At 61.8% G+C, this 25506-nt stretch carries 28 protein-coding genes; 21 read left to right on the top strand and 7 right to left on the bottom strand.

What is annotated here, in order from left to right; genetic code table 11:
• Positions 1–60: 60 nt before the first annotated feature.
• From RX328_RS05105 to RX328_RS05115, 3 genes are all read left to right on the top strand, one after another.
• Complete coding sequence (locus RX328_RS05105) at positions 61–474, top strand: DoxX family protein (RefSeq protein WP_213254035.1); 414 nt, start codon at positions 61–63, stop codon at positions 472–474.
• A gap of 31 nt (positions 475–505) precedes the next feature.
• Positions 506–1042 carry an SRPBCC family protein gene (locus RX328_RS05110; protein ID WP_213254034.1) on the top strand — a complete coding sequence of 179 codons (537 nt, stop codon included), beginning with the start codon at positions 506–508 and terminating at the stop codon, positions 1040–1042.
• A gap of 165 nt (positions 1043–1207) precedes the next feature.
• Positions 1208–1621 carry a VOC family protein gene (locus RX328_RS05115; RefSeq protein ID WP_213254033.1) on the top strand — a complete coding sequence of 138 codons (414 nt, stop codon included), beginning with the start codon at positions 1208–1210 and terminating at the stop codon, positions 1619–1621.
• A 115-nt stretch (positions 1622–1736) separates the two neighbouring features.
• Here RX328_RS05115 and RX328_RS05120 read toward each other — a convergent pair whose 3' ends face one another.
• The 5 genes from RX328_RS05120 to RX328_RS05140 all read right to left on the bottom strand — a co-directional run bounded on the left by RX328_RS05120 (position 1737) and on the right by RX328_RS05140 (position 6058).
• The gene (locus RX328_RS05120; RefSeq protein ID WP_213254032.1) at positions 1737–2174 is read right to left on the bottom strand and encodes a hypothetical protein; all 438 of its coding nucleotides are present in this window, start codon (positions 2172–2174) and stop codon (positions 1737–1739) included.
• 66 nt (positions 2175–2240) lie between these two features.
• Entirely contained in the window at positions 2241–2378 is a 138-nt protein-coding gene (locus tag RX328_RS05125) for a hypothetical protein (protein ID WP_213254031.1), read from the bottom strand.
• A 331-nt stretch (positions 2379–2709) separates the two neighbouring features.
• A complete protein-coding gene (locus tag RX328_RS05130) occupies positions 2710–3498 on the bottom strand; it encodes an SDR family NAD(P)-dependent oxidoreductase (RefSeq protein ID WP_213254030.1) in 789 nt (262 codons plus the stop codon).
• 164 nt (positions 3499–3662) lie between these two features.
• Positions 3663–5348 carry a PAS domain-containing methyl-accepting chemotaxis protein gene (locus tag RX328_RS05135; RefSeq protein ID WP_312018087.1) on the bottom strand — a complete coding sequence of 562 codons (1686 nt, stop codon included), beginning with the start codon at positions 5346–5348 and terminating at the stop codon, positions 3663–3665.
• Between the two features lie 212 nt (positions 5349–5560).
• Positions 5561–6058 (bottom strand): winged helix-turn-helix transcriptional regulator, encoded by a 498-nt coding sequence (locus tag RX328_RS05140; RefSeq protein WP_213254028.1) that lies wholly within the window; start codon positions 6056–6058, stop codon positions 5561–5563.
• Positions 6059–6173: 115 nt separating this feature from the next.
• Here RX328_RS05140 and RX328_RS05145 point away from each other — a divergent pair, with 115 nt between their 5' ends.
• From RX328_RS05145 to RX328_RS05200, 13 genes are all read left to right on the top strand, one after another.
• Entirely contained in the window at positions 6174–6719 is a 546-nt protein-coding gene (locus RX328_RS05145) for a dihydrofolate reductase family protein (RefSeq protein ID WP_213254027.1), read from the top strand.
• A 53-nt stretch (positions 6720–6772) separates the two neighbouring features.
• Positions 6773–7426 (top strand): glutathione S-transferase family protein, encoded by a 654-nt coding sequence (locus tag RX328_RS05150; RefSeq protein ID WP_213254026.1) that lies wholly within the window; start codon positions 6773–6775, stop codon positions 7424–7426.
• Positions 7427–7440: 14 nt separating this feature from the next.
• A complete protein-coding gene (locus tag RX328_RS05155) occupies positions 7441–7809 on the top strand; it encodes a nuclear transport factor 2 family protein (RefSeq protein ID WP_213254025.1) in 369 nt (122 codons plus the stop codon).
• A 247-nt stretch (positions 7810–8056) separates the two neighbouring features.
• Positions 8057–8473 (top strand): YciI family protein, encoded by a 417-nt coding sequence (locus RX328_RS05160; RefSeq protein WP_213254024.1) that lies wholly within the window; start codon positions 8057–8059, stop codon positions 8471–8473.
• 111 nt (positions 8474–8584) lie between these two features.
• Positions 8585–9010: a YciI family protein gene (locus RX328_RS05165; RefSeq protein ID WP_213254023.1), complete on the top strand. Its 426-nt coding sequence runs from the start codon at positions 8585–8587 to the stop codon at positions 9008–9010.
• A gap of 86 nt (positions 9011–9096) precedes the next feature.
• A complete protein-coding gene (locus RX328_RS05170) occupies positions 9097–9462 on the top strand; it encodes a hypothetical protein (protein ID WP_213254022.1) in 366 nt (121 codons plus the stop codon).
• Between the two features lie 122 nt (positions 9463–9584).
• Positions 9585–10310 (top strand): TetR/AcrR family transcriptional regulator, encoded by a 726-nt coding sequence (locus RX328_RS05175; RefSeq protein ID WP_213254021.1) that lies wholly within the window; start codon positions 9585–9587, stop codon positions 10308–10310.
• A 77-nt stretch (positions 10311–10387) separates the two neighbouring features.
• The gene (locus RX328_RS05180) at positions 10388–10897 is read left to right on the top strand and encodes a DUF2243 domain-containing protein (protein ID WP_213254020.1); all 510 of its coding nucleotides are present in this window, start codon (positions 10388–10390) and stop codon (positions 10895–10897) included.
• Complete coding sequence (locus RX328_RS05185; protein WP_213254019.1) at positions 10894–11037, top strand: hypothetical protein; 144 nt, start codon at positions 10894–10896, stop codon at positions 11035–11037. The genes RX328_RS05180 and RX328_RS05185 overlap by 4 nt, the downstream gene beginning before the upstream one ends.
• A gap of 137 nt (positions 11038–11174) precedes the next feature.
• On the top strand, positions 11175–11660 hold the full coding sequence (locus RX328_RS05190; protein WP_213254068.1) for a DUF2852 domain-containing protein: 486 nt from the start codon (positions 11175–11177) through the stop codon (positions 11658–11660).
• A 597-nt stretch (positions 11661–12257) separates the two neighbouring features.
• Positions 12258–13010 (top strand): serine O-acetyltransferase, encoded by a 753-nt coding sequence (locus RX328_RS05195; RefSeq protein WP_213254018.1) that lies wholly within the window; start codon positions 12258–12260, stop codon positions 13008–13010.
• A 275-nt stretch (positions 13011–13285) separates the two neighbouring features.
• A complete protein-coding gene (locus RX328_RS43245; RefSeq protein ID WP_409410877.1) occupies positions 13286–13696 on the top strand; it encodes a twin-arginine translocation signal domain-containing protein in 411 nt (136 codons plus the stop codon).
• Between the two features lie 220 nt (positions 13697–13916).
• On the top strand, positions 13917–15332 hold the full coding sequence (locus tag RX328_RS05200) for a PQQ-dependent sugar dehydrogenase (protein WP_213254016.1): 1416 nt from the start codon (positions 13917–13919) through the stop codon (positions 15330–15332).
• A gap of 241 nt (positions 15333–15573) precedes the next feature.
• On the opposite strand, the gene RX328_RS05205 is transcribed toward RX328_RS05200, so the two are convergent.
• Both RX328_RS05205 and RX328_RS05210 read right to left on the bottom strand, forming a co-directional pair.
• Positions 15574–16281 carry a ferritin-like domain-containing protein gene (locus tag RX328_RS05205; RefSeq protein WP_249726912.1) on the bottom strand — a complete coding sequence of 236 codons (708 nt, stop codon included), beginning with the start codon at positions 16279–16281 and terminating at the stop codon, positions 15574–15576.
• A gap of 509 nt (positions 16282–16790) precedes the next feature.
• Complete coding sequence (locus RX328_RS05210) at positions 16791–18056, bottom strand: serine hydrolase domain-containing protein (RefSeq protein WP_213254014.1); 1266 nt, start codon at positions 18054–18056, stop codon at positions 16791–16793.
• A gap of 1287 nt (positions 18057–19343) precedes the next feature.
• Here RX328_RS05210 and tolQ point away from each other — a divergent pair.
• From tolQ to RX328_RS05235, 5 genes are all read left to right on the top strand, one after another.
• Positions 19344–20057: a protein TolQ gene (gene tolQ, locus RX328_RS05215; RefSeq protein ID WP_028351338.1), complete on the top strand. Its 714-nt coding sequence runs from the start codon at positions 19344–19346 to the stop codon at positions 20055–20057.
• 37 nt (positions 20058–20094) lie between these two features.
• Positions 20095–20571 (top strand): biopolymer transporter ExbD, encoded by a 477-nt coding sequence (locus RX328_RS05220; protein WP_213253244.1) that lies wholly within the window; start codon positions 20095–20097, stop codon positions 20569–20571.
• Between the two features lie 47 nt (positions 20572–20618).
• Complete coding sequence (locus RX328_RS05225) at positions 20619–21560, top strand: protein TolA (protein ID WP_213253245.1); 942 nt, start codon at positions 20619–20621, stop codon at positions 21558–21560.
• A gap of 28 nt (positions 21561–21588) precedes the next feature.
• Positions 21589–22947 (top strand): Tol-Pal system beta propeller repeat protein TolB, encoded by a 1359-nt coding sequence (tolB, locus tag RX328_RS05230; protein WP_213253246.1) that lies wholly within the window; start codon positions 21589–21591, stop codon positions 22945–22947.
• 181 nt (positions 22948–23128) lie between these two features.
• Positions 23129–25462 (top strand): putative bifunctional diguanylate cyclase/phosphodiesterase, encoded by a 2334-nt coding sequence (locus tag RX328_RS05235; protein WP_213253247.1) that lies wholly within the window; start codon positions 23129–23131, stop codon positions 25460–25462.
• The last annotated feature ends 44 nt before the right edge of the window (positions 25463–25506 follow it).

Here is a 25506-nt window from a genome sequence, read left to right on the forward strand (position 1 = left end):
GTTTCCACCTCCCTCATTCGTCTTGAATCCGAACAGCCATTCAAGACACGGGGACCGATCATGTCCGTCATCACCGAGACCGCGCCTGTCTCAAACCCGGCACGCTGGATGGGCCGCATCCTCTCTGGCCTTGTCATCCTGTTCCTGATGATCGACGGCGCCATCAAGCTGGTGCCGTGGCCGGTCGTCACCGAAACCATGGACCCGATGGGGTACGGTTCGAGCGATGCGCTGATGCGCGGCCTCGGCGCCATCACCATCGTTTGCACAGTGCTCTATGCCATTCCGCCGACCTCGATCCTCGGCGCGATCCTGCTCACCGGCTATCTCGGCGGTGCGATCGCCTCGCACGTTCGCATCGACAGCCCGTTGTTCACACATACGCTGTTCGGACTCTATCTCGGCCTGATGCTGTGGGGCGGGCTGTGGCTGCGCGACAAAAACCTGCGCAGCGTGATCCCCTTTCGCCACTGACTAGCTTCAACGATTGTTCACGGAGTCCGACATGCTGGAAGTCATTGCCGTCATCGCCGTCATACTGGCAATTGCCATCGCCGTGGTGCTCATTCTCGCCGCCACCAAGCCGAGCTCGTTGCGGGTGCAGCGCGCAGTCAGCATCAAGGCGCCGCCGGAAGAGATCTTTCCGCTGATCTCCGACTTTCACCAGTGGTTGACCTGGTCGCCCTACGAGCAGAAGGATCCGGCAATGAAGCGCACCTATGGCGGTGCGGAGCGTGGCAAGGGCGCCGTCTATGCCTGGGACGGTGACAAGAATGTCGGTTCCGGCCGTATGGAAATTCTCGAAGCCACCGCGCCGCAAAAGATCGTCATCAAGCTCGATTTCTTCAGGCCGTTCGAAGGCCACAACACCGCCGAGTTCATAATGCTGCCGCAGGGCGATGGCACCCATGTCACATGGCTGATGCATGGTCCGGCGAACTTCATGTCGAGGCTGATCCAGGTGTTCATGAACCTGGATCGTATGATCGGCAGGGATTTCGAAGCCGGTCTCGCCAATCTGAAGACGATTACCGAGAGATGAGTGTCACGATTCTATCGTGTCCCGGACGCGGCGCAGCACGAAGTGATGCGACGCAGAGCCGGGACGCATCGATGGACCCCGGAACAGCAGCGTACCACTTCGTGGTGCGCAGCATCCGGGGAACGCCGCAAATACCAGACTGAGTTAAACCCCAGGGAGCCAGCGATGCAGATCAATCCTTATCTATTCTACAACGGCAACTGCCAAGAAGCGCTGAAGTATTATGAGAAGGTCCTCGGCGCCCAGATCGGGGCGATGTTTCCTTATGAGGATGCGCCGCCGGACATGCCGACTCCGCCGGATTGGAAGAAGAAGCTGATGCATGCGAGCATTACGATCGACGGCGAGGTGCTGATGGCCTCCGATGCCACGCCTGGCGATTACCATCAGCCGCAGGGCTTTGCCGTCTCGCTGCAGGTCGAGGATCCGGCGGACGCCGAACGCCGGTTCAATGCGCTCGCCGAAGGCGGCACGGTGCGAATGCCCTTCGGCAAGACCTTCTTCTCCAACGGCTTCGGCATGTGCGTCGACAAGTTCGGCATTCCCTGGATGGTCAACTGCCCGAAGGAAGACATGTGAGCTTCTCACGCAATCAATCGTAGGGTGGGCAAAGCGACAGCGTGCCCACCATTGGTGCCTCACGGAAGGTGGTGGGCACGGCGCCTGACGGCGCCTTTGCCCACCCTACGAAATCTCACCTGCATCTCGGATAGATCGCGGCGAGTTCGCGCCCGCGCAGGAGCAGCAGCCGTGAGTTCAATCCGCCGCGCCGGCTGATCCAGTCCCGCACCGGCGCCGGATAAGCCGCGTGCACCGCAATCGAGGCTTCCGGTTCAGCATAGATCCGGCCGCGGCCGTCGATCGAGCGCGCGGCGTGAAATCCGAGCACCGCGCGGCGGGTCACGCAGATGCGCTCGGCCGGCACCGTCATGAGCACCAGCGTGCAGGCCGACAGGCATGGCCCGTCGATCACCACCCGCTCGCCGGATTCGCGCACGCGATCGAACAGTTCGAGAAACGGCCCGACCTGTCCGCCGGGACTGGCGAGAATGCGGATCTCGGCCCGCACCGGCACGATCGCCGCGACTAGCGCGGCGGCGACAACGATGAGCTTGATGAGCGCAATTCCCATGTGCGGCTCCTTCGTCAGCACGGCCCCTCCTGGCCCAGTTACCCTGAGATATGTGGCAAGGTTTGGTCAAGCGTCCGCGCCGGAGACGGCGGCCTCGATAACGGTGCCGGCCTGGCGGGGCGAGTGCGGCGCGCGCGCCAGCAGGATCGCAAAGCGACGCGTCCAGCGTGGCTTCAGAAGCGAATGCGGAACCGCGACCTTCACCTCTGCCCGTTTACGCTCACTGAGATGCGCAGCGTTGCTCCATCGAAATGGTCCGCGCAGTCGTGGAACGAATAGTGCAGCCCTTCGTTCTGGCCTGATGGATCATCTTTTTCTCAGCATAATCTGCGCGGGCGTTTTACTGCTCGTGACGGCGTTCGCACTGGGAACGCCGAGCATGAGACCGGATGTTCCACTAGAAAGGACGGTGTTGCTGCATCGCGGCGCGCTGAACAACGACCTGCCTCCTCGATCCAGCAATGATGGACCGCCAGCCAAAGCCATTCTGACTGGGTTCTGATCCGCACTCCAAAGCAACATAGCCACTGAGGAACTACCCGTTCCGCCGCTGGCCCCGCAGCGTCGGCAGACCAATGCCGGCGGCATCAAAACCGCCATCGACGGCGAGGATCTGCCCGGTGATGTAGCTTGCGCGATCGCTGCACAGGAAGAAGATCGCTTCCGCCAGTTCCTCTTCGAGGCCGTAGCGGTTGAGCGGAATGGCGTCGTGATAGTCGGCGCGAATTTCCGGCGTGTGGACCTGTTTTGCCATCGCGGTCTCGATCGGGCCGGGCGCCACGGCATTGACGCGAATGCCGAGCGAAGCCAATTCGACTGCGAGCTGTTTGGTCAGATGCGCAAGCCCCGCCTTGCTGGTGCCGTACGCCGAGCGCAGCGTGGAGGCGCGCACTGCCGAGATTGAGGTGACGTTGACCATCGCGCCGCCGCCATGTTCCCGCATCAATGGCGCCGCCGCCTTGACGCACAGGAACGGACCGGTGAGGTTGACCTGCAGGATGCGGTTCCAGTCGTCATCCGATGTGTCGAGCAGCGGCGCGAACACCGCGATCCCGGCATTGTTGACCAGTGCGTCAAGCCGGCCGAAACGCTCGCTCACTGCCGCCACGGCGTTCGCGACTGCCTGGGTGTCGGAGACGTCGCAATGCAGCGCCAGCGTATTGTCGGGGTCGGCGAGGCCGGCGACCGCGCCGCGCAGCAATTCGCCTTCGATGTCGAGCAGCGCCACCTGCCAGCCGTCGGCCAGAAAGCGTTTCGCCGTCGCAAGCCCGATGCCGCGCGCGGCGCCGGTGACGAGAACAACTTTTTGCGCGGAATGGGCCATGGCGGGTCCGTTGGCGAGAGGAAAGATTTCCCGCTCCTATAGCCCAGGCCCCGTCGCATGTCCCGGCGACAATGATGCAGAATTCAGCGCTGCCCGGCCGAGCCCCGGCATAGCAAATCCGGTACGGGCGGCTGTCCCGTACCTCACGCATTCGATGATCGTATCTAACCGCCCGCGCGCTGCGCGATCGCCTTCGCTTCCGCGGCGGCGCGCTGCATGCTGGAGGACATTTCGCCGGTCACCGTGCTCTGCTCCTCGACCGCGGCTGCGGTAGCAGTGACATATTCGCTGACGCTCTGGATCGCACTCTTGATGCTGTCGAGCGCGCCGACGACGTCGCCGGAGATGCCGTTGAGATTGCCGATCTCTTGGCCGATCTTGTCGGTCGCCTGCTTGGCCTGGGTGGCGAGGTTCTTGACCTCGGAAGCCACCACGGCAAAGCCGCGTCCAGCCTCGCCGGCGCGCGCCGATTCGATCGTCGCATTGAGCGCCAACAGGTTGATCTGGCCGGTGATGTTGCCGATCAACTCAACGATGCCGCTCATCGCCTGCGCCGCTTCGTTCAGCCGCTGCGCTTGGGCGTCGGCCGCTTCGACCCGCCCGACCGCGGTTGCCGCCGTCTCGCGCGACTTGGTCATGGCTTCGGAGATTTCCCGCACCGAGGCGTTCAGTTCCTCGGCGCCTGCCGCCACCGAATCCATCATGCCGCGCACGCGCTCGTTGCCCATACGGACAAGCACTTGCGCAGTGGTATCGGCGGCGTATTTCACCACCTTGAACGGCTTGCCGTTGAGGTCGAGGATCGGATTGTAGGAGGCCTGGATCCAGATTTCCTTAGCCCCCTTGCCGATCCGCTTGTATTCGGCCGCCTGATATTCGCCGCGGTTGAGCGCCGCCCAGAATTCACGATAGGGCGCACTGTCGCGCTCTGTCTGTTCGACGAACATGCTGTGGTGCCGGCCGCGGATCTCGTCCAGCGAGTAACCGACCGTCCGGAGGAAGTTCTGGTTGGCGCCGATGATGGTGCCGTCCATGTTGAACTCGATCACGGCCTGCGACTTGCTGATCGCGGCAATCTGGCCGGCGAGATCGGCGGTCGAAAGTTTCTGGCTGGTGACATCGGTGGCGAATTTCACCACCCGGAACGGCTTGCCCTTTTCGTCGAGCACGGGATTGTAGGAGGCGAGAATCCAGACTTCCTTCCCGCCCTTGCCGATCCGCTTGTACTCGGCCTGTTGGTTTTCGCCGCGGTTGAGACTCGTCCAGAACTGCCGGTAGGCGGCGCTGCCGCGCTCGGACGGATCGACGAACATGCTGTGATGCTTGCCCTGAATTTCGGCGAGCGTGTAGCCAAGTGCCTTCAGGAAGTTGTCATTCGCGGTAACGATAGTGCCGTCCATCTCGAACGCGATGACCGCCTGCGCGCGGCTGATCGCGGCGATCTGGCCGGCGTCCTCCATGCTCTTGATCTTGCGGGCGGTGATATCGGTCGCGAACTTCACGATTTTGCAAGGTTTACCGCTGCCGTCGAGCACGGGGTTGTAGGTCGCCTGGATCCAGACTTCCTTACCGCCCTTGCCGATCCGCCTGTATTCGGCGGCCTGGTATTCGCCGCGCTTCAGCGCTGTCCAGAAGTCGCGATACGCCACGCTGTCGCGCTCCGACTGGTCGACGAACATGCTGTGATGTTTGCCCCTGATCTCGCCGAGCGAGTAGCCGAGGGCTTTGAGGAAATTGTTGTTGGCGGTGAGAATCGTGCCGTCCATGCCGAACTCGATAACGGCCTGCGAGCGGCCGACGGCGTCGGCAAGCGCTTTGTCTGTCGAGGAGCTCTTGAGAAATTGAAACACCGTAGGCCTCATCCAAATGGCGGTAAGATGTTGAGGCCGTCGTCCAGTTCACCCGAGCCTCGTTGCCTTTTTACGGTTGACCGGGAGGCAAAAAGAATCCGTTAACGCTGTTCTCCGTAATATGACGGATCACACCGCGGCGTAATGCTGATCTTCAGGATGTTCCCGCGCGCCACACCAGCTTAACGAGCATGCGGCCGCGAACCCCAAGACTACCTTCCGTTCACGACGCTTTCATACGCTGCCTGCAGTCGCTCACCGACTGAAGGACCGCTACGTCTGCGCCGCTTTGCGCCGAGATGGCTCTCGCGTAGCTCGTCCATAAATTCGGCCCACATTTTCGGTCCGCCCTCGCTGAGCAGCCGCGCGCGAATGCCGAGTTCCTCGCTGACGGGTAGATATTTGTAACCCCAGGCCGCCATCTGCGCGAGAACGGGCAAGAGCTCGATACCTTGCTCTGTCAGCGAATAGATTCCCTTCTGCTTGTGCGTGGGATCGTCCTCGCGGGTGATGACGCCCTGCTCGAGCAGCGTCTTGAGCCGGTCGGCGAGAATGTTGGAGGAGATGCCTTCCTCCGATTTGGTCAATAGCTCGCGAAAATGCCGCCGGTTACCGAACATCATGTCGCGGATGATCAGCAAGCTCCATTTGTCGCCGAGCACTTCCAGCGAAAGATTGATCGGGCATCCGGAGCGCTGGGCATCAGTCATGGTCGTCTCCTGGGCAGGCGCCAAGGCGCGCCTCAAAAAACCGCTTGCAATATTGCACCAGTTAGATCAAGATGCAACCGGTTGCGTTTCGCAATCAGTTAAAGGGAGATCGAAGATGGCGAGATTGATCATGTGGAACCTGATGACGCTGGATGGCTTCGTTGAAGGCCCCAACCGCGACATCTCCTGGCATTCCGACGTGTGGGGCAAGGAGTTGGAGCAATTGTCGATCGAGCAGATGAACGCCGCCGGCGGATTGCTGTTCGGCCGCATCACCTATGAGCTGATGGCGGGCCACTGGCCGAGCGCGACCGGCGAGGTCGCCGACTTCATGAATGCCGCGCCGAAATACGTCTTCTCGCGCACGGTGAAGAAATCCGATTGGAACAACACGCAGATGTTCAGCGCCAATGTGCCGGAGACCGTCGCGCGGCTGAAGCGCGACAGCGCCAAGGACATCTTTCTGTTCGGCAGCGCCGATCTCGCCAGCAGCTTGATCCCGCACGGGCTGATCGACGAGTTCCGTATCGCGTTAAGCCCCGTCATCCTCGGCGGCGGAACGCCGCTGTTCAAGCCGGGCGAAAAGGTCAAACTGAAGCTGCTCGACAGCCGGCCGTTGTCCACCGGCATCGTGATCCTGCGCTACGTGCCGGCGCCATAAATGTCGGCGTCACCAGACGCAGATCGTCTTGCAACCAGCAAACCGGAGCTTCCATGTCGCTGACGCTGCACTTCCACCCGCTGGCCTCGTTCTGCTGGAAGGCGCTGATCGCGCTCTACGAGAACGACATTCCGTTCCGGCCGAATCTCGTCGATCTCGGCAATCCGGCCGAGCGCGCCGCGCTGCTGAAGCTGTGGGGGATCGGCAAGTTCCCGGTGCTGCGCGACGATGCGCGGGATCAGACCGTGCCGGAATCCAGCATCATCGTCGAATATCTCGATCAGCACTATCGCGGCCGCGTCCGGCTTGTTCCCGAGGATCCCACCCGGGCTCTGCAGACCCGGCTGCGCGACCGCTTCTATGATCTCTATGTGCATCTGCCGATGCAGAAGATCATGCTCGACCGGTTGCGGCCAGAGGGCAGGCGGGACCCGCACGGCGTCGAGGAGGCGCGGGCGCAGTTGCACACTTCCTATGGCATGATCGAGCAGCAGGTGGAAAACGGCGGCTGGGCAATCGGCGAGGATTTCAGTCTCGCCGATTGCGCGGCAATGCCGTCATTGTTCTACGGCAATATGGCGGTGCCGTTCGGCGAAGCGCAGAAAAACCTCAGCGCCTATCTCGAGCGGCTGAAGGCGCGCCCCTCCGTCGCGCGTGTGCTGAAGGAGGCCGAGCCCTATTTCCAGATGGTACCCAAGGAGCCTTGAGGGAGGAGCGTTGAATGGCCGAAGCGAGCAGGGCGGAGACGATCCGCGCCATTTTCAAGGCGTATCTGGCCAACGATCGCAAGTTCGTCGAGGATGCCTTCAGCGACGACTTCCGTTTCACCAGTCCGTTCGATGACAATATCGATAAAGCCACCTACTTCGCGCGATGTTGGCAGAACAGCGACTGGATCGAAAGGCACGAGCTCGAGCGGATTTTCGTCGACGGCGATGAAGCCTTCGTGACTTATCGTTGCATTGCCAAGGGCGGAAAGAGTTTTCGCAATACCGAATTCTTTGTCTTCGACGGCGACAAGGTGAAGCGCATCGACGTCTACTTCGGCGCGGCCTACCAGGAAGGCAAGTTCGTCAGGCAGCCGGGGTAGCGGCACACTTTGCTTTGTTCCCGGACGCGATGTGGCGCGAAGGGCCGGGGCCCACTACGTCTCATAGCGACGGGCCCCCGGTTCTGCGGCGAATCAAGCTTAGGTAGCTTGCTGCACCGCGCCCGGGGCTCGAATAGCGCCAAAATAATTTCCACTGACATGTCGGCTTCGTAAAAGCCCGCGCGTCTTGTTGACGAAGGCCGACGCGGCAGTGGCTGGCCCAAGAAGATCAATACGGAGAATGACGATGCGATTCATGGTGATTGTGAAGGCAAACAAGGATTCGGAAGCCGGCGTGATGCCGAGTACGGAACAACTGGCCGCAATGGGCAAGTTCAACGAGGAGTTGGTCCAGGCGGGCATGATGGAAGCGGGCGAGGGTCTGCACCCGACCTCGAAGGGCGCACGGATCAAGTATCAGGGCGGGCAGGGCAGTGCCAGCCGCGGTCCGTTCCCGCTCTCGGGAGATCTCGTCGCCGGCTTCTGGCTGATCAACGCCAAATCGCTGGATGAGGCGATCGACTGGATGAAGCGCGCGCCGTTCGGCGACGGCGACGAGGTCGAAATCCGCCAGGTGTTTTCGACCGAGGATTTCGGCGAAGCCCTCACGCCGGAATTGCGCGAGCAGGAAGAGCGGCTGCGGGCGCAGACCGCGAAGAAATAACTACCATCGTCATTCCGGGGCGATGCGAAGCATCGAACCCGGAATCTCGAGATTCCGGGTCTGGTCCTTCGGACCATCCCGGAATGACGACACCCGAACAAGGACCCCACCATGCGATTCATGATGCTGATGATCCCCCTGGGCTATGAGACCGCACCGCCGGACGTCCAGCTCGATCCCGAGCGCGTCAAGGCGATGATGAAATACAACGAGGCGCTGAAGGAGGCTGGCGTCCTGATCGCGCTCGACGGGCTGCACCCGCCCTCGATGGGCGCGCGGGTTTCCTTCGCCACCGGCAAGCCCGTCGTTACCGACGGCCCGTTCTCGGAGGCCAAGGAAGTGCTCGGCGGCTACTGGATGATCAATGTGAAGTCGCGCGAGGAGGCGATCGAGTGGGCGAAGAAGTGCCCGGCTTCCGAAAACGAGGTCATCGAAATTCGCCAGGTGCAGGAAATCGAGGATTTCTCCGAGGAAGTGCAGCAGGCGGCGAAAGGCTTCGAGGAATTGCAGAAGGGAAATGCGCATAAGGCGCGGTGAACCCTGGAGGCGCTGCAATTGGGCTGCGCGTGCCGTCAAATCGACAGTCTATCTCAATCAGTCAAACCGCAAAGGAGGAGAACCTCATGAGCACCAACGATACGTTCCTCGCAGTCTTCCTCGGCAGCAAGACCAATGCGAAAATGGCGGCCTGGAATGCGTTGCCTGAGGCTGAGCGGCGCGCCAAGGAGCAGCAGGGAATCGCGGCGTGGAAGGCCTGGGTCGAAAAGCACCAGGCGGCGATCGCCGCCATGGGTGGCCCGCTCGGCAAAACCAAGAAAGTCGATGCAAACGGTATTGCTGACATCGCAAACGAGATGGGCGCCTTCATGGTGGTGCGCGCCGGCTCGCATGAGGACGCCGCAAAAATGTTCGAGAACCACCCGCACTTTACAGTCTTTCCCGGCGAGCGCGTGGAGATCATGCCGGTCCTTCCGATCCCGGGCGGTTAGACCCGGGGCACCTAGAATGGTCGGAATTTGCGCCGCCCCGCAGGCCGTTAATCTTGATGAACACCAGTTAACGGCTTCAAATTAAGTGACGTTTGTGCCTCGCTCATGTAAAAGCCTTTAACATGAGTTGGCAAAAGGACCGCCGCGGCGAGCGTGGCTACCATCACGGCAATCTGAAAGAGGCATTGCTGCAGGCGGCGCTCGACCTGATTTCGCAAAAAGGCCCGGCCGGCTTCACCTTTGCCGACGCCGCACGCATGGCCGGCGTCAGTCCGGCCGCGCCCTACCGCCATTTTCGCGATCGCGACGAATTGCTGTCCTCGATCGCGCAACGTGGCTTCGAGCAGTTCGAGGCCATGCTCGTGCAAGCCTGGGACGACGGCCGCCCCGACACCGTCACCGCGTTCGAGCGGGTCGGCAAGGCCTATCTCGCCTTCGCGCGCAACGAGCCGGCGTTCTATTCGGCGATGTTCGAATCCGGGATTCCAGTCGATTCCAACCCGACACTGATGGCCGCGAGCGAGCGCGCATTCGCCATTATCCGCGCCGCCGCCGAGCGGCTGGCGGCGATGACGCCGCCCGGAACGCCGCGGCCACCGGCGATGATGATGGCGCTGCACATCTGGTCGATGGCGCACGGCGTGGCCTCGCTGTTCGGCCGTGGCGATGCGGCGCGCCGCAAACTGCCGATGTCGCCGGAAGATCTCCTGGAAGCGGAAGTTCTGATCTATCTGCGCGGCCTCGGCTTCCCGACCGACCGCCGGGCTTCCGACCAGAAGCCCGCCGGCCCGCCGCCGGTGCCGCCCGCCGGCAACGGACCTTCGGGTCCTTGGGGCAAGCCCAAATAGCCGCGATTTGATGGCTCCATCTGAGGAACTCGCGCTGATCTCCCCTGTTGCACGTCCCTAACGGGATGACTCCGGCTATGACAACAGCGGGCGCGAATTCACTTGGCGTGACCGAAAAACGATCTTTCCCGGTTGCAGCAGGCATTTTCCTCGGCCTGGGCCTTGGAGGTTTTTTCGACGGGATCGTTCTGCATCAGTTGCTGCAGTGGCACCACATGCTGAGCAACTGGTACCCGGTAAATAACCTCGAGAACCTCGAACTTAACACAAGATGGGACGGCATCTTTCATAGCGCCACTTATGTCTTCGTGCTGATCGGGCTGTTTCTGTTGTGGCGCGCCGCTCACCGCGCGCATCTCTATTGGTCGAGCAAGCTACTCGTCGGCACGATGCTGCTCGGTTTTGGCATCTTCAACACAGTCGAAGGCGTCGTTGATCATCATCTGCTTGGCATTCACCACGTCAACGAGACGGTGGCGCGCGAGCATTGGCCGATATGGGATATCGGATTCACCATCTGGGGCATCGCCATGATCGTGATCGGGTGGCTGATCATGAGGGCGGGGAGGTGGGGGAAGCCGCCATGAGCCGGCTCCCGCCAGCGTTGATGTACCCGATCTTTGGTCTTGGTCTCGCAATGGCCACGCTGCCGATCTGGCGCTTCTGGCTGTTTGGGTTCAGTCCGTCTCTCGATGAATTGCTGCGCCTTCGGTGCCTGGCGTTTTGACTTCGCTGCCTCCCACGCCTGATCAAATAATTTTGGAGGGTGCGGCCAGCCGCCCGCTTGACAAAAACGAGGGATGGTTTAGGTATGTAAATGTTATTTACATTCACAACGGCGTGATCGCCGTCATGGAGAGGGAAATGGCCTACACCGCAGATGTCAATCGATGGCGCGGTCCGACGGAACAGACCTATCGACCGCATATGCTTGAGAGCCCCTGGCACCCCGGCTGGATCGTGGTGACTATCCTCGGCTTCATCATTTGGTGGCCGATCGGTCTTGCCCTTCTCTTATTCACATTAGGGAGCAGAAGAATGGGTTGCTGGAGCAACGGTGATCGCTGGCAGAACAAGATGGAGCGGATGCAGTACAAAATGGACCGGATGCGCGACCGCATGGAGCGCCGCGGCTTTGGCGGCTTCGGCTTCGGCCCGCCTTCCAGCGGCAACCGCGCCTTCGACGAGTACCGCATGGAAACCCTGCGCCGGCTTGAAGAAGAGCAGGTCGAGTTCAAGAATTTCCTCGAGCGCCTGCGCCACGCCAAGGACAAGGAAGAGTTCGACGCCTTCATGGCGCAGCACAAGCAGCGTCCGACCCCGCCGAACGACCAACCGCAGCAGGGCTGATCGTCAACGGCAAGAGGAGTTCAGCCGCAGGCGTGATGCCCCCATGATGCCTGGTGGCGATACAGCCGCCCATCTGCGACCCGCAGGTGGGCGGTTTGTTTTTTGATACTGCTTTGAGCGCGGACAGGGTCGAGGTGCAGCCGCGGCGGGATAGCCTCCCTCTCCCGCTTGCGGGCAGGGCTGTCGCATATGACGGCGCTGAGCTCGCGAGCGCTCAAGTTTCCGCATCGTCATGGCCGGGCTTGTCCCGCCATCCACGTCTTTTCGCGCGGGGACCGAGACGTGGATGCCCGGGACAAGCCCAGGCATGACGAGTTTGTGGACACACCGAACCACTACATGACCGCATATGCGATAGCCTCCCGCGTGCGGGGGAGGGCCGGGGTGGGGGTGCCGCCGCGAGTCACACTGCCCGTATGGAGAGAGCTTCCCCCACCCGGATCGCATCTATCGATGCGATCCGACCTCCCCCGCAAGCGGGAGAGGTGGAGCAACGGCCCATGGCAAGCCAGTTCATCCAAAGTCAGCACCGCCTGCTGGCGCGCCTAGCGGCCGCTCTATATTGTATGGACGCGCTAATGCAGGGCAGTGAATGAAATGGTGTCTGTCGATCAGCTCTGGAACTCGATCCGCACTGAAGCGGAAAGCGCGGTGCTGCGCGACCCGGTGTTCGGCGCTGCGCTATCATCAGCCATTTTAGCTCATCCCGATTTCGGCGGCGCGTTGTCGCACCAGATCGGCGCGCGGCTCGGCAAGGCTCCGGCGGATCATGCACGTTTTGCGCAGCTTGCCCGTGACGCCTTCAGATGCTCACCTGATCTGATCGACGCGGCGAGCCGCGATCTGCAAAGCATCGCCGTTCACGATCCCGCGACCACAACGCTTCTGCCGCCGCTGTTGAACTTCAAGGGTTATGTCGCGCTGCAGGCTTGGCGCGTCTCCAACTGGCTCCGGCGCCAGAGCCGCAACGATCTCGCGCTGTTGCTGCAAAGCCTGTCGTCCGATCAGCTTCAGGTCAGCATTCACCCCGCCGCTTCGATCGGCACGTCGGCGTTTCTCGATCACGCCACCGGCATCATCATCGGCGCCTTTGCCGTGATCGGCGACGAGGTGACGATTTTACAAAACGTCACCATCGGCCGAAAACATTCGGAGCCGGACCGCGCGCCAAAGATCGGCAGGGGAGTGTTGCTCAGCGCCGGATCGACCATTCTCGGCAACGTTACCGTCGGCGATTTCGCCAAAATCGGCGCAGGCACAGTTGTCGAGCGCGATGTGCCGCCCGGCTGCACCGCCGTCGGCGTTCCCGCGCGGTTGACCAATTGCCCAGAAGCCTCGGTGCCGGCCTGAGCGCGACGCGATCCCGCGCTGCGCCCACCATCCATCCCCGATCGCCGCCTGACGGTGAGCACGCGGAGCACAGGCAGTCACACCGACGTCCTCGAACAGCGCAGGCGGGAAGAAGAGGTAATATGGCTGCCCTGATTTTTGTGGAAGGGCACCCTCGCTTGGCGCTGTCCGGCCGTAGGCAGCGATCTGCGTGACCTCGCTGCAAAGGAAAGCTCGGCAATGCGAGGAACAACGCGTCCCTCAGTAAATTGTTTTGATCGTCTGGAAGACCGCGAATGGTCCCTCCACAACCCCGGAGGACACCCGTGAGCGACCACTCGAAAAAGAAATCCATTTCGCGTCGCAATTTTATTGGAAGAACCCTTTGTGGCGCGGCACTTGCCGGGACGGCGCTGCCGGCATGGGCGGCGCCGCCGATTACGCCCCTGCCAGTAGATGACGGGCTGCTGCAAGAGATACGCGGCCGGCGAAAAGTCAGCAAAGCATCGGCCCAGTATCGTGATAGTCCAAATGGCGACCAGCGCTGCGCCGGCTGCGTTAATTTCCGCGGAGGGAGCTGCGCGATCGTCGAGGGACGCATCAGCGCTAACGGCTGGTGTCGCCATTACCAAGCCGCTGGCAGAGGCCGAGCGCCCGGTGCACCCGGTGGCAGGGGTGGTCGTGGAGGCGCCGGAGGCGGTTACTAGAACTGCCCCCAACGCGTACGGCGCCGTAAACGGTGCCTGCGCTGATGCCCGCTTCTAACAGAAGGGTGTATTGGCTGTGCCACGACCACAGCGGCGCAGCAATGAATGTCTGGGCGGCAGCAAAGACGATTAAAGACAGATTACTGATCGGCCGAAGGCGCGCCGCACTCATGTGTCTTAAATTCGAAAAGCCTGACTCGACTTCTATGGGAGGCTCACAATGAAAATCCCTTCTTCCCGCCTCGTGACCCTTACGGCAGCTCTTGTTGCGATTGGCTTCGCGCTTGCACCAGCCTGGGCTCAGCGTAGAAGTGCGCCCGCCGCTCAGCCCCCGGCAGAAAAGCCGACGGACCCGGCGCTGTTGCCCGACCAGGAACTTGGACGCCGGTTCACGGTCAAGGCGGAGGACCTGCCGCCCCCGAAGACCGGCCCGATCGTCAGCAGCCGTTCCCTTGTGATTCCCCATGACGGGCAAACTCCCCGCGTCCCTGAAGGCTTCACCACGACCGCTTTCATGACCGGCCTTGAGCATCCGAGGCGTCTACTTGTGCTGCCGAACGGCGACGTGCTCCTGGCCGAACAGAAGGCGGGCTATCTCACATTGCTGCGCGATGAGGACGGGGACGGCAAGGCCGATTGGATTCAGCGCCACGCGGAGGGATTCAACCAACCTTACGGACTCGCTTGGCGGGACGATCACGTCCTGGTCGCGGATCAGGACGGGATCTGGAAAGTACCGCACCGGCTTGGCGCATTGCGTGCGGGGCGCGGCGGCGAGCAGCCGAAGGCTGCCGATGTGCCGCCGGATCAGCGCAAACCTTCGCCCGCCGTGGTTGGCGAGGAAATGATCACAAGGAAGGGCGTGTTCGGCATCGTTCAAGGCCATACGAACCGCCATCTCGCGATCGACCCCAAGACTGGCGGACTGTTCGTCGGCGTCGGCTCGTCCGGCAATGTCGGTGTCGAACCAGAGGTCAAGGCGACGATCCAGCGCTTCGATCCCGACGGCGCGAACCAGGCTACGTTCGCTTCCGGATTGCGCAATCCGACGGCGCTCGCCTTCGAACCTGGAACGGGCGATCTCTATGCGGTGGTTCAGGAGCGCGACGGCCTCGGCGACCGGCTTCCGCCCGATTATCTGACGCGTGTCGAGAAGGGCGCCTTCTACGGCTGGCCTTACGCATATATCGGTCAGCACCCGCAGCCGGGTTTCGCCAAGTTGAAACCGGACAAGGTCAAGGCTTCAATCAAGCCCGACCTTCTATTCGAAGCGCATTCCTCGGCGATGGATCTGGTGTTTTACGATGGCGAACAGTTTCCGCCCGAATTCCGCGGCGGCGCCTTTGTTGCGCTCAAGGGGTCGTGGAATCGATCCGAACCAACCGGTTACAAGATCGTGTTCGTACCGTTCAAGGATGGCCGTCCGCAAGGGTGGTACCAGAATTTCGCCGTCGGCTTCTGGGTGTCCGGCATGCATCGGGCGGAGATCTGGGGCCGGCCTGCCGCGCTTGCGATCGCCAAGGACGGTTCATTGCTCGTTGCCGACGATACCGGCGGCACCATCTGGCGCATTGCTTACACAGGGCCTCAGAACCGTGCAGGCAAGCCCGATGGCAATACTGAGGCACCACGCTAGCTTGAATGCCCGCCCGGACAGCCGGCGCGGGCGGATGCCGGTACGATCACCACCTGGATTGCGCACGACGCCCCGCGGCGGCAGCAACCGCAGCGAAGGATGATGCAGCAGCGATGTGCAATTGCACATCGTAGCGCGTGCCAAAAGGCGGGGCCTCAGGTGCGCAATTACGCACCTGAGGCTTCTAAGCGACGAAAGCCCGTCGATCCCTGGAACACGTGCGGCAGAGTGCGTATCGCAGTCAGGTCGTCTTGAGTTCTCCGTTCATTCCGTTCGGGTAGAAACCGCCTTTGCTGACACCGGCCTTCTCGGTCAGATAGACGATACGCAGAACCTCTTGCGGCGTACGCGTGAACGCAATCGCGTCGGGGGTCGAAGGCACGAAGTTGGCCTTGCCGTCGACTCTGATCCCCTGGTCTTCTTTTTCGGGGGTCCCGTCAATTTTATCCCGTGCATCCGAGATTGCATTGGCGGCGTCCCATGCCTTCTCGCCCATCATGTAGAGCTGGGAGCGCGCCATTCCCATGTGGTAGGCCTCAACAGCAAGAATTCCGGCCGCCGCTTCCACGAATTCCTTTTTCTTGAGCAGGGGAGTTGCCCCCGCGTAGGCGGTCACGCCGACGTCTTCGAACAGCATGCCGCCGAGCAGGACCGACATGTCGTCGGCAAATGGGTCGAAATCGGCAGGCAATCCGGCAGCCTGAGCAGCAGCCTTGAAGCCGGCGTCGAAGTCGATCGCGGGTCGTGAAATGGCGTTTCGGCCAAGCGTCTTGCGGTAGAAGCGAACGTGGGCCAGCTCGTTCTCCGCCGTCTCTTCAATGAACTCGCGGATCGCCTTCTCCTTGAATTGGGCCTCGTGTCCGCCCACGACTCTGCCGGCATCCATACCGGCATCGGTATCGCTGATGCCCTTGCCGGTGGTTGCGCGCAGATAGGACTCGGCTTCCATGTATTCGAGATTCAGCGCGAAGGTGAGAATGTCTTCGTCGTCGATCGCTGCTCCCTTCTTGCCGATTCCGACCCCCGTGGTCTCGCGCTTCTGCTGGGCATAGGCAGGTGGAATGAGTAGTCCCGCGAGTCCTGCGACCGATAGGCCGGCGATCGATTGCCGGCGGGAAATGCGCAATGCATCCATGGCGTAACCTCCTCCGTTCTGGATTGAGGGCCGCGCCACTCACTGGTCAGCGCTATTGAGGGCGCTTCATGGCGCGACCTCGGTACCAGCTCGTGCTGGAGCGGTACAACGTTAGGCCGCAGGTCACGTTCCAAGCGAACTCGAATCAGGCAGGCACGACGTCGTGAGGCCGCCAGGCTTGGCCTGTGCATGCAATGGTGGGCAAAGGCGCGAGTGCGCCGTGCCCATCATTTCGCATCGATTGTGTTCTCGATGGTGGGCACGCGGAGCCTGTCACCGCGCGCGTTCGCGCAACACGGTGGCTTTTCCCACCCCACGGACTGCTACCGCACCATAGCGCCGTAGACGATATCTTGCACCTGCTCGCGGTAGTACTTCCGAAGTTCGCCGGGTGCCGCCGTTCCCACGACGACGACGAGGCGCTCCTTCGGGTCGCAGAAGAACTGCGTGCCGTAGGCGCCATTCCAGGTGAACTCGCCAGGATTGCCCGGCACTGACGACAGACCTTCGCTGGTGCGTACGGCCACGCCAAGGCCGAAGCTAAAGCCACCGCGATGCGGCTCCACATTAGCTACGTTGTTCTTGATCTCCGGCCCAAGGTGGTTGGAGATCATGTGGTGCACTGTCTTGGGCCCGAGAATGCGCTGGCCGTCGAGCTCGCCGCCATTGAGCAGCATCTGTCCAAAGCGTAGGTAGTCGCCCACGGTCGCAAACGCGCACGCGCCGCCGCAGTCGAACTTGGTTGGCGTATCGAGAAGCTTGATCGCCTGCGGCTTGCCCGTCAGCGGGTCATTGGGAAATGGCCGGGCGAGACGCGCGCGCTGCGCCTCTGTTGGGTGGAATGTGGCGTCCTTCATACCGAGTGGTTGCCATACATTGCTGGCCAAGTAATCGCCAAGCCGCTGCTCGCTGACTTTTTCAACGACCGCGCCGAGCACGTCGATCGAGAAGCCGTACTCGAAAACCCTAGCGGGTTGGTGCGCCAGCGGCAGCTTTGTGATGCGATCGATGAAGGCCTGGGTATCGCCTTCGATCGCCGGTGCGGTGCCCTCCGGATACTGACGCGCGACCGGGCTCGAACTGTCTGGGCGTCCTCCATACATCAGCCCAGATGTGTGTCGATAAAGATCGTGGATGTAGATCGGCGAAACCTGAGCATCGAACTTCAGTGAACCGTCGGGTTGCGGCACGCCCACTTTCATCTCGGCGAACGCGGGATAGTAGTCCGCAAGCTTTGCCCGAAGCGGCAAGCGGCCCTGTTCCATAAGTGTCAGACCCGCGACGGCGGCCATCGGTTTGGTCATGGAGGCAAGCGCGAACACAGCATCCAGCGGCATCGGCGTGCCTTTCACCGGATCAAGCTGGCCGTACGCCTTGTATTGCACGAGCTTTCCGTCGCGGGCTATCGCGACCACGGCGCCGGGCACACGCTTCGCGGCGATCTCCCGGGCAAGAAAATCGTCAAGGCGGGCCAGTCCCTGCTGCGAAAATCCGACGTCATCCGGCTTTGCCTCGGGCAGCGGCGCGGCATTTGCCGCATTGGCGGAGATGCCGGCAACAAGCGCTACGGCCATCATGAATGGCTTCATGGTCTTCTCCCTGGAATGCGGTTCAGGCCCGCAGGATTATTATGCTTGAGTGACCATGTTAGATCGCGCCTCTACCAGCGGCAAGGCGAGCGTGCGAGCAGGGCAATCGGGCCTCGCGTATCCGCTCTACGTTTCATTGAATGATGACGGCATTGACCGGGATCGCGCTGCGTGAGGGTGGGCACGCTTCGCGTTGCCTATCCTACGGCTGCGAGCTGATTTGCTTCGCGCACAAGCACAGTTGATGCAGCCGGCCGCGGCAAGATAACCCGACGGGCAAATCACTTCTGATTTTCCGAAATGGTGTCAAGCCCGGTAATCAAAAATATTTCGCTTCACGCGAGGGGCAAATCAGTCGCATAACTCCGCCCGTCTCACCCGATGGAGGGGCGGCTCGCGATCGTCACGAACGTGCGGTGAGATGCGATGGACGCGAGAGGTGCGCTAGACGGTGCGCGCCCGACGCGTACGGCGAAGTGTGGTTCTGGCGCCGCGGTGCTGGCGTTAAGTCCTTTGGAAGCGAAGCTTCTCTGGGGCGACGGTGGCAAAAAAGCCGTTCACCGGGGAGAGCACGAAGTAAGCCGTAAAGCCATTGCGCAGGGAAGGCCGGGATGCTCCCGCTGTACCTGTATGCTCGTGTGCGTTCTCTTGATGCGCAATGGCACACGAGACCGCGGTTGCGGCGCGCACCCGGTCTTTCCTGCGCCCTCTGAACAAGAGGGCGGGACGTTGAAAGCAAAACTCGCGCAGATGATGTGGCGAGATCGCGAACGCACATTCAGATGTCGTCACCCGCGAAGGCGGGTGACCCAGTATTCTAGAGACGCCAACGCTTGATCGAGAAGCCGCGGCGTACTGGTTCGCGGGGATGACGATGGTTCGCGGGGGATGACGATGGAGAGAGTTGTGTCGCTCGTCTGCTCGCCCACGCCTCCGCATCCCGAATGGCGAGGCCACGGCCGCCTCGCAACCATCGGGTGGGCCCATGGAACCCGGCTCCCGGCCGTAAGCGCCCGGCCGCACTGGACTTCCGGCAATGGAATTCCCTATTGGTAACCGAACGTTAACCAAGCTTAGCGTCTGGTTAGGGACGGAATGACGCGCTGGCAGCCCTCGTTTTGACATGTTGGCAGGGGAAGCAAGGCCCCGCTTTCGGCGGGCCCCCCATGCGACAGGAAACAGGCTCTCGCGCTGGCGCATATCGCCGCGCCCGACGCGCGGCTGTGGAACCGGCGGCCATTTGCTCCCGGAGGAAATAGGGATACTTGCGTTGAGAGGATACTACTCATGAATCCCGCCGACGTGGCTCCGTCAGCCTTGCCGCTCGTCTCGGCCGACGTGTCGCTGATCGCGCTATTCTGGCAGGCCCACTGGGTCGTGAAGTCGGTCATGCTGGGCCTGCTCGCCTGCTCGGTCTGGGTCTGGGCGATCGCGATCGACAAGATTTTCCTCTATTCCCGCACCAAGCGCGCGATGGACCGCTTCGAACAGGCGTTCTGGTCGGGACAGTCGATCGAGGAACTCTACCGCGCGCTGTCGGCCAAGCCGACGCAATCGATGGCGGCGTGCTTCGTCGCCGCCATGCGCGAGTGGAAGCGCTCGTTCGAGAGCCAGTCGCGCTCCTTTGCCGGATTGCAGATGCGGATCGAGAAGGTGATGAACGTCTCCATCGCCCGCGAGGTCGAGCGGCTGGAGCGGCGGCTTCTGGTGCTGGCGACCGTCGGATCGGCCGGACCGTTCGTCGGCCTGTTTGGAACCGTCTGGGGCATCATGTCGAGCTTCCAGTCGATCGCGGCTTCGAAAAACACCTCGCTGGCGGTCGTTGCGCCCGGTATCGCGGAGGCGCTGTTTGCGACCGCTATCGGTCTTATAGCCGCCATCCCTGCGACGATTTTCTACAATAAGTTCACGTCCGAGGTGAACCGGCAGGCGCAGCGGCTGGAAGGTTTTGCCGACGAGTTTTCCGCCATCCTGTCCCGCCAGATCGACGAGCGGGCGTGAGGACGGCAAATGACGAGCGCATCGTGAGATCAAGATCATGGCGATGAACATGGCAGGTTCGACCGGAGGCGGCGGTGGACGCCGCGGCCGTCGTCGCGCCGCCGTGATGGCGGAGATCAACGTCACGCCGATGGTCGACGTGATGCTCGTGCTGCTCATCATCTTCATGGTGGCGGCGCCGCTGATGACCTCGACCATTGATATCGATCTGCCCGTCGCCGGCGGCGGCAGGCAACTGCAAGCCAACGCGCCGCCGCTGACGCTGTCGGTCAAGCGCACCGGCGGGGCCTGCAATTCCAACGTCGAGCTCTATCTCGGGGATACGCTGATTCCGGCCAATGAGCTCCTGCCCAAGATAACGGCGATCAAGGAGACCAGATCGGAGGCCGAGAGGGTGGTATACCTGCGGGGGGACAAAGACGTTTGTTACACGGATATGATGAAATTATTGGGGTATATTCGGACGGCGGGGTTCAAGGCGAATATCGTCATCGTGCCGGAGCAGGGCTCCTGAGCCATGAAGCGGCGCGCGACGATTGACGGCGGAGCGGGAAAGCTCAAGTGAAGCTCAAGGACGTCGACAAGACACTGGTTGCGTCGGTTGCCCTACACGTCCTCGTGCTGGGGTGGGCGATGGTGTCTGTCTCGACCAAGGCCCTCGAAATGCCACCGGAAGATTCGGTAGCGGTCGATGTGATTTCTCCCAATGAGCTTGCCAAGGTCATGGCGGGCATGAAGACGGGCAAGAAGGAAAACCCGAAGCCGCTGGTCGAGAAGGTCGCCGAGGCCAAGCCGGTCGATGACGCCGTCGGGAAGATCACCGAGAAGGCGCCGGTCGTAACCGAGACCGCGCCGCCGCCGCAGCCGAAGGTCGACGAGAAGCCGGTCGAAAAGAAACCCGATCCGCCGAAGGTCGACGAGAAGCCGAAGGAAGAGCCCAAGCAGGTCGAGAAAAAGCCCGATCCGCCGAAGGTCGATCAGATCGGCGACACCATCAAGAAGGAAGAGAAGAAGCCGCCGCCGAAGCCGCCGGTGCAGGCCGCCAAGCCGCCGCCGGAGCCGCCGAAGCAGCGGATCGTGGAGCGGCACTTCGATCAGAACCAGATCGCGGCCCTGCTCGACAAGCGTGATCCGTCGCGTCAGGCCACGACCGGCGACACTCTGAATTCGAATGCGGCCCTCGGCACGGCCAAGGGTGCGGCCGCCAACAATTCCGCGACATGGGGCGCGATGTTCAGGCAGCAGGTTCTGCGCTGCTGGAAGCAGCCATATGGCGGCATCGAGGCGGCGCGGATCGAGGTCGAATACAATATCAAGCTGAAGAAGGATGGCTCGCTTGAGGCGATGCCCGTTGCGGTTACCTCACCGACCAGCCCCTTCCAGCGTGTTTTCCTCGAGAGCGGCCTGCGCGCAATCATTGAGTGCGCGCCCTATCGCCTGCCTCCGCAGTTTTTCGCCGAATGGCAAGCATTCATTCCCGTTTTCGATAATAGAGATCGCTAGCGGCTTGGAAAGTTAAGAGCAGAAAAAGATGTCACGCGAGCACAAGCTGACCAATGCATCGTTCCGCATAGATCGTCGTCAACTTCTGTCGGCGGGGTTGGCGTCGACCGGTCTACTTCTGAGCGGCGCCCGTAACGCGTTCGGCCAAGCGCGCGTTCCTGTCACCGGCGGCGAAGCTGCACCAACGCCGATCGCTATCCCGAACTTTGTCGCAGGTACGCCTGGCGATGCCGAGGTCGGCGTCGGCGTGTCCCAGGTCATCACCAACAATCTCAAACGCAGCGGACTGTTCGCGCCGATCGATCAAGCCGCCTTCATCGAGCGCATCACCAATATCGACGTCGCGCCGCAATTCCAGAGCTGGAAGCAGATCAACGCGCAGGCGCTGGTGACGGGGCGGATGACGCGGCAGGGCGACGGCCGCCTGAAAGCGGAATTCCGCCTCTGGGACATCAACACCAACCAGCAGCTCACCGGCCAGCAATACTTCACCTCGCCGGAATACTGGCGGCGGATCGCGCATATCATCTCCGACCAGATCTACGAACGTATGACCGGCGAGAAGGGCTATTTCGACAGCCGTGTCGTCTTCGTCGACGAGACCGGATCGAAAGAGCGCCGCGTCAAGCGGCTGGCGCTGATGGATCAGGACGGCGCCAATGTCAGGTATTTGACCAGAGGCTCCGATCTGGTGCTGACGCCGCGCTTCTCGCCGTCGACGCAAGAAATCACCTACATGGAATTCGGCCAGGGCGATCCGCGCGTCTATCTGTTCAATGTCGAGACCGGGCAGCGCGAGATCGTCGGCAATTTCCCCGGCATGTCGTTCTCGCCACGGTTCTCGCCGGACGGCCAGCGCATCATCATGAGCCTGCAGCAGGGCGGCAATTCCAACCTGTTCGTGATGGACCTGCGTTCGAAATCGACGACGCGGCTGACCGATACGCCGGCAATCGACACCTCGCCGTCCTATTCGCCCGACGGCAGCCGGATCTGTTTCGAATCCGACCGCGGCGGCAAGCCGCAGATTTACGTGATGCCGGCCACCGGCGGCGGCGCGCAGCGCATTTCATTCGGCGAGGGCAGCTATTCGACGCCGGTGTGGTCGCCGCGCGGCGACTACATCGCCTTCACCAAGCAGGGCGGCGGGGCATTCGCCATCGGCATCATGAAGACCGATGGTTCGGGCGAACGCATCCTCACCTCCGGCTTCCATAATGAAGGGCCGACCTTTGCGCCGAACGGCCGGGTCATCATGTTCTTCCGCGATCCCGGCGGCAGCGGCGGGCCGTCGCTGTACACAGTCGATATTTCCGGTCGCAACGAATTGCGCGTACCAACGCCCGGTTTCGCCTCCGATCCGGCGTGGTCGCCGCTGTTGTCGTAACGGAACCGGGCTACGCGGACGGCCTATCATTAACCGGCAAACATTGCCTAGCCTGCTGATTTCTCAGGCATATTTTTCGTGCGCCGAATAAAAGCAACATCTCGGTAACGATGTTCCCTCAGAAAGGCTTCATCTGAGAAGGGTAGAACTACGCACCCCTAACAGGACGCGTACCCCGAATATGCAGCTCGCCAATCAGAGCGGAGAGCCGGACCAGCGACAGATATCGCCGAAGATTGCGGCGGCGCTGATCGATTCGCTGTTCGAAACTCAAGGTCCGGTGCACGTCGGCATCTTCTTCCTGGTCGTCGCGGCGAGCCTGACCGCGCTGAAGACCGGCGAAAATCTGATCTGGGCATGTGTCGGGCTTCTGCTGCTCGCCGGTGCGATCCGGGCTTTCGATTTGCAACGGTACCAAGCGTGCAAAGCGAACCTGACGGCCGATGAAGCTGAGCGGTGGAAAAAGCGATATCAGATCGGGGCGATGATCCAGGCCGCTGCAATGGGCATATGGGGCGCCGTCACCATGCTGAGCAGCGACGATGCCGTCGCCCATATGATCTGTTTGTCCGTCATCACGGGGGTGCTATCGGGAGGCGCAGGCAGGGCCTATGGACGGCAATGGATATTCCAGTTGCAGGCTGCACTTGCCTTCGGTCCAACCGTGATCGCGCTGGCGCTGCGTGGTACGCCCTATTACATCGCCATGTCGGTTATCACCGCGGCATTCCTTATCGTTGTCATGCAGATGTCGGCCAATTTGCACGGCATATTCTTGCGGGCGCTTCTGGCGCGCGAGCGCGAGGCGGCGCTCGCCGGACAGTTCGATACCGCCTTGAACAACATGCCCCACGGTCTGTGCATGTTCCGCGGCGACGGACAGCTTGCGGTGATGAATCACCGCTTCTGCGAAATGATGGACCTGTCCGAAGATCTCGTGCAGCAGGGCGCGAGCGCGCCCGACATCATCGCCGCCTGCGTGAGTGCCGGATCGATCTCGGCGGCGAGTGGACAAATGATCCTCGCCGAAATCGAGAATTCACAGGCCATGGACGTCGTCACCGCGGACCCCGATCTCACCAGAAACCGTTCGCTATCGTGGACCTTCCAGCCGATGGCCGGCGGCGGTGCAGTCGTGCTCCTGGAAGACATTACCGAGCGGCGCAACTCCGAAGCCAAGATCAGCCATCTGGCGCGGTATGACGAACTGACCGAGCTCCCCAACCGGGTCAACTTCCGCGACGAGATCGGACATCTTCTGGCAGCCCAGCAGGGCGCCGAACAGTTGTCGGCGCTGCTGTTCGTCGACCTTGACCAGTTCAAGCAGGTCAATGACACGCTCGGCCATCCCTGCGGCGACCAGTTGCTGTGCGCGGTGGCCGGTCGCCTGCGTGAAATGCTGCGGCCCGAGGATTTCGTGGCGCGCTTCGGCGGCGACGAGTTCGTGGTGTTCCAGCAGAACATCCAGTCCCCCGACGACGCCGCCGGTCTCGCGCGGCGCATCGTCGATCGCCTGAGCGAGCGCTACAAGATCGACAACCATCTGGTCGAGATCGGCGCCAGCGTCGGCATTGCCATGACCTCGCGCGGCGTCAGCGCCGACACGCTGCTCAAGAATGCCGACATGGCGCTCTATCGCGCCAAGGCCGATGGCCGCGGCACCTTTTGCTTCTTCCGGGAGGAGATGGCGCAAATCGTCGAATCCCGCCGTATCCTCGAACTGGACCTGCGCAAGGCGCTGGCCAACGAGGAGTTCGAACTGTTCTTCCAGCCGCTGGTCAATCTCAAGTCGGGCCGGATATCGACCTGCGAGGCGCTGATACGCTGGAATCATCCAGTCCGCGGCACGGTGTCGCCGACCGACATCATTCCAATCGCCGAGGACATGGGTCTGATTGTCGATCTCGGCCGCTGGATTTTGCGCAAGGCCTGCATGGAATGCATGAAGTGGCCCGAAGCTGTCAGCGTTGCCGTCAACTTCTCGCCGCAGCAGTTCCATCAGCGCGACGTGCTGAGCGAGGTCCGCTACGCGCTCGAAGTCTCCGGCCTGCCGGCGAACCGGCTCGAAATCGAGATCACCGAATCCTCGCTGCTGCGTAACACGCAGTTGACCCACGACGTGCTGTCGCAATTGCATTCGCTCGGCGTGCGGATCTCGCTGGACGATTTCGGCACCGGCTATTCCAGCCTCAGCTATCTGCACAACTTCCCATTGCAGAAGGTGAAGATCGACCGCTCCTTCCTGGAAGGGATCGATAGCGACCGTCCGCTGACGCTGCTGCGCGGCGTGGCGCGGCTGTCAGCCGATCTTGGAATGTCGGTTGTGGTCGAGGGCATCGAGACCAACGAGCAACTCGAATTGATCAGCGCCGACGGGGCGGTAACGGAAGCGCAGGGCTATCTGTTCAGCCCGCCGGTACCGGCCTTGCGCGTCCGGCAGTTGCTCAACGCGTCGCACGGTCGCCGCATGCCTGACGATCAGATCGTCGCTGTTTCTTCGCGATCGATCGCCTGACTTCAGCCTAATCAGCCCCACTGTGTTTGTGCTCTCGACCCGGC

Source organism: Bradyrhizobium sp. sBnM-33, assembly GCF_032917945.1.
Lineage (GTDB): Bacteria > Pseudomonadota > Alphaproteobacteria > Rhizobiales > Xanthobacteraceae > Bradyrhizobium.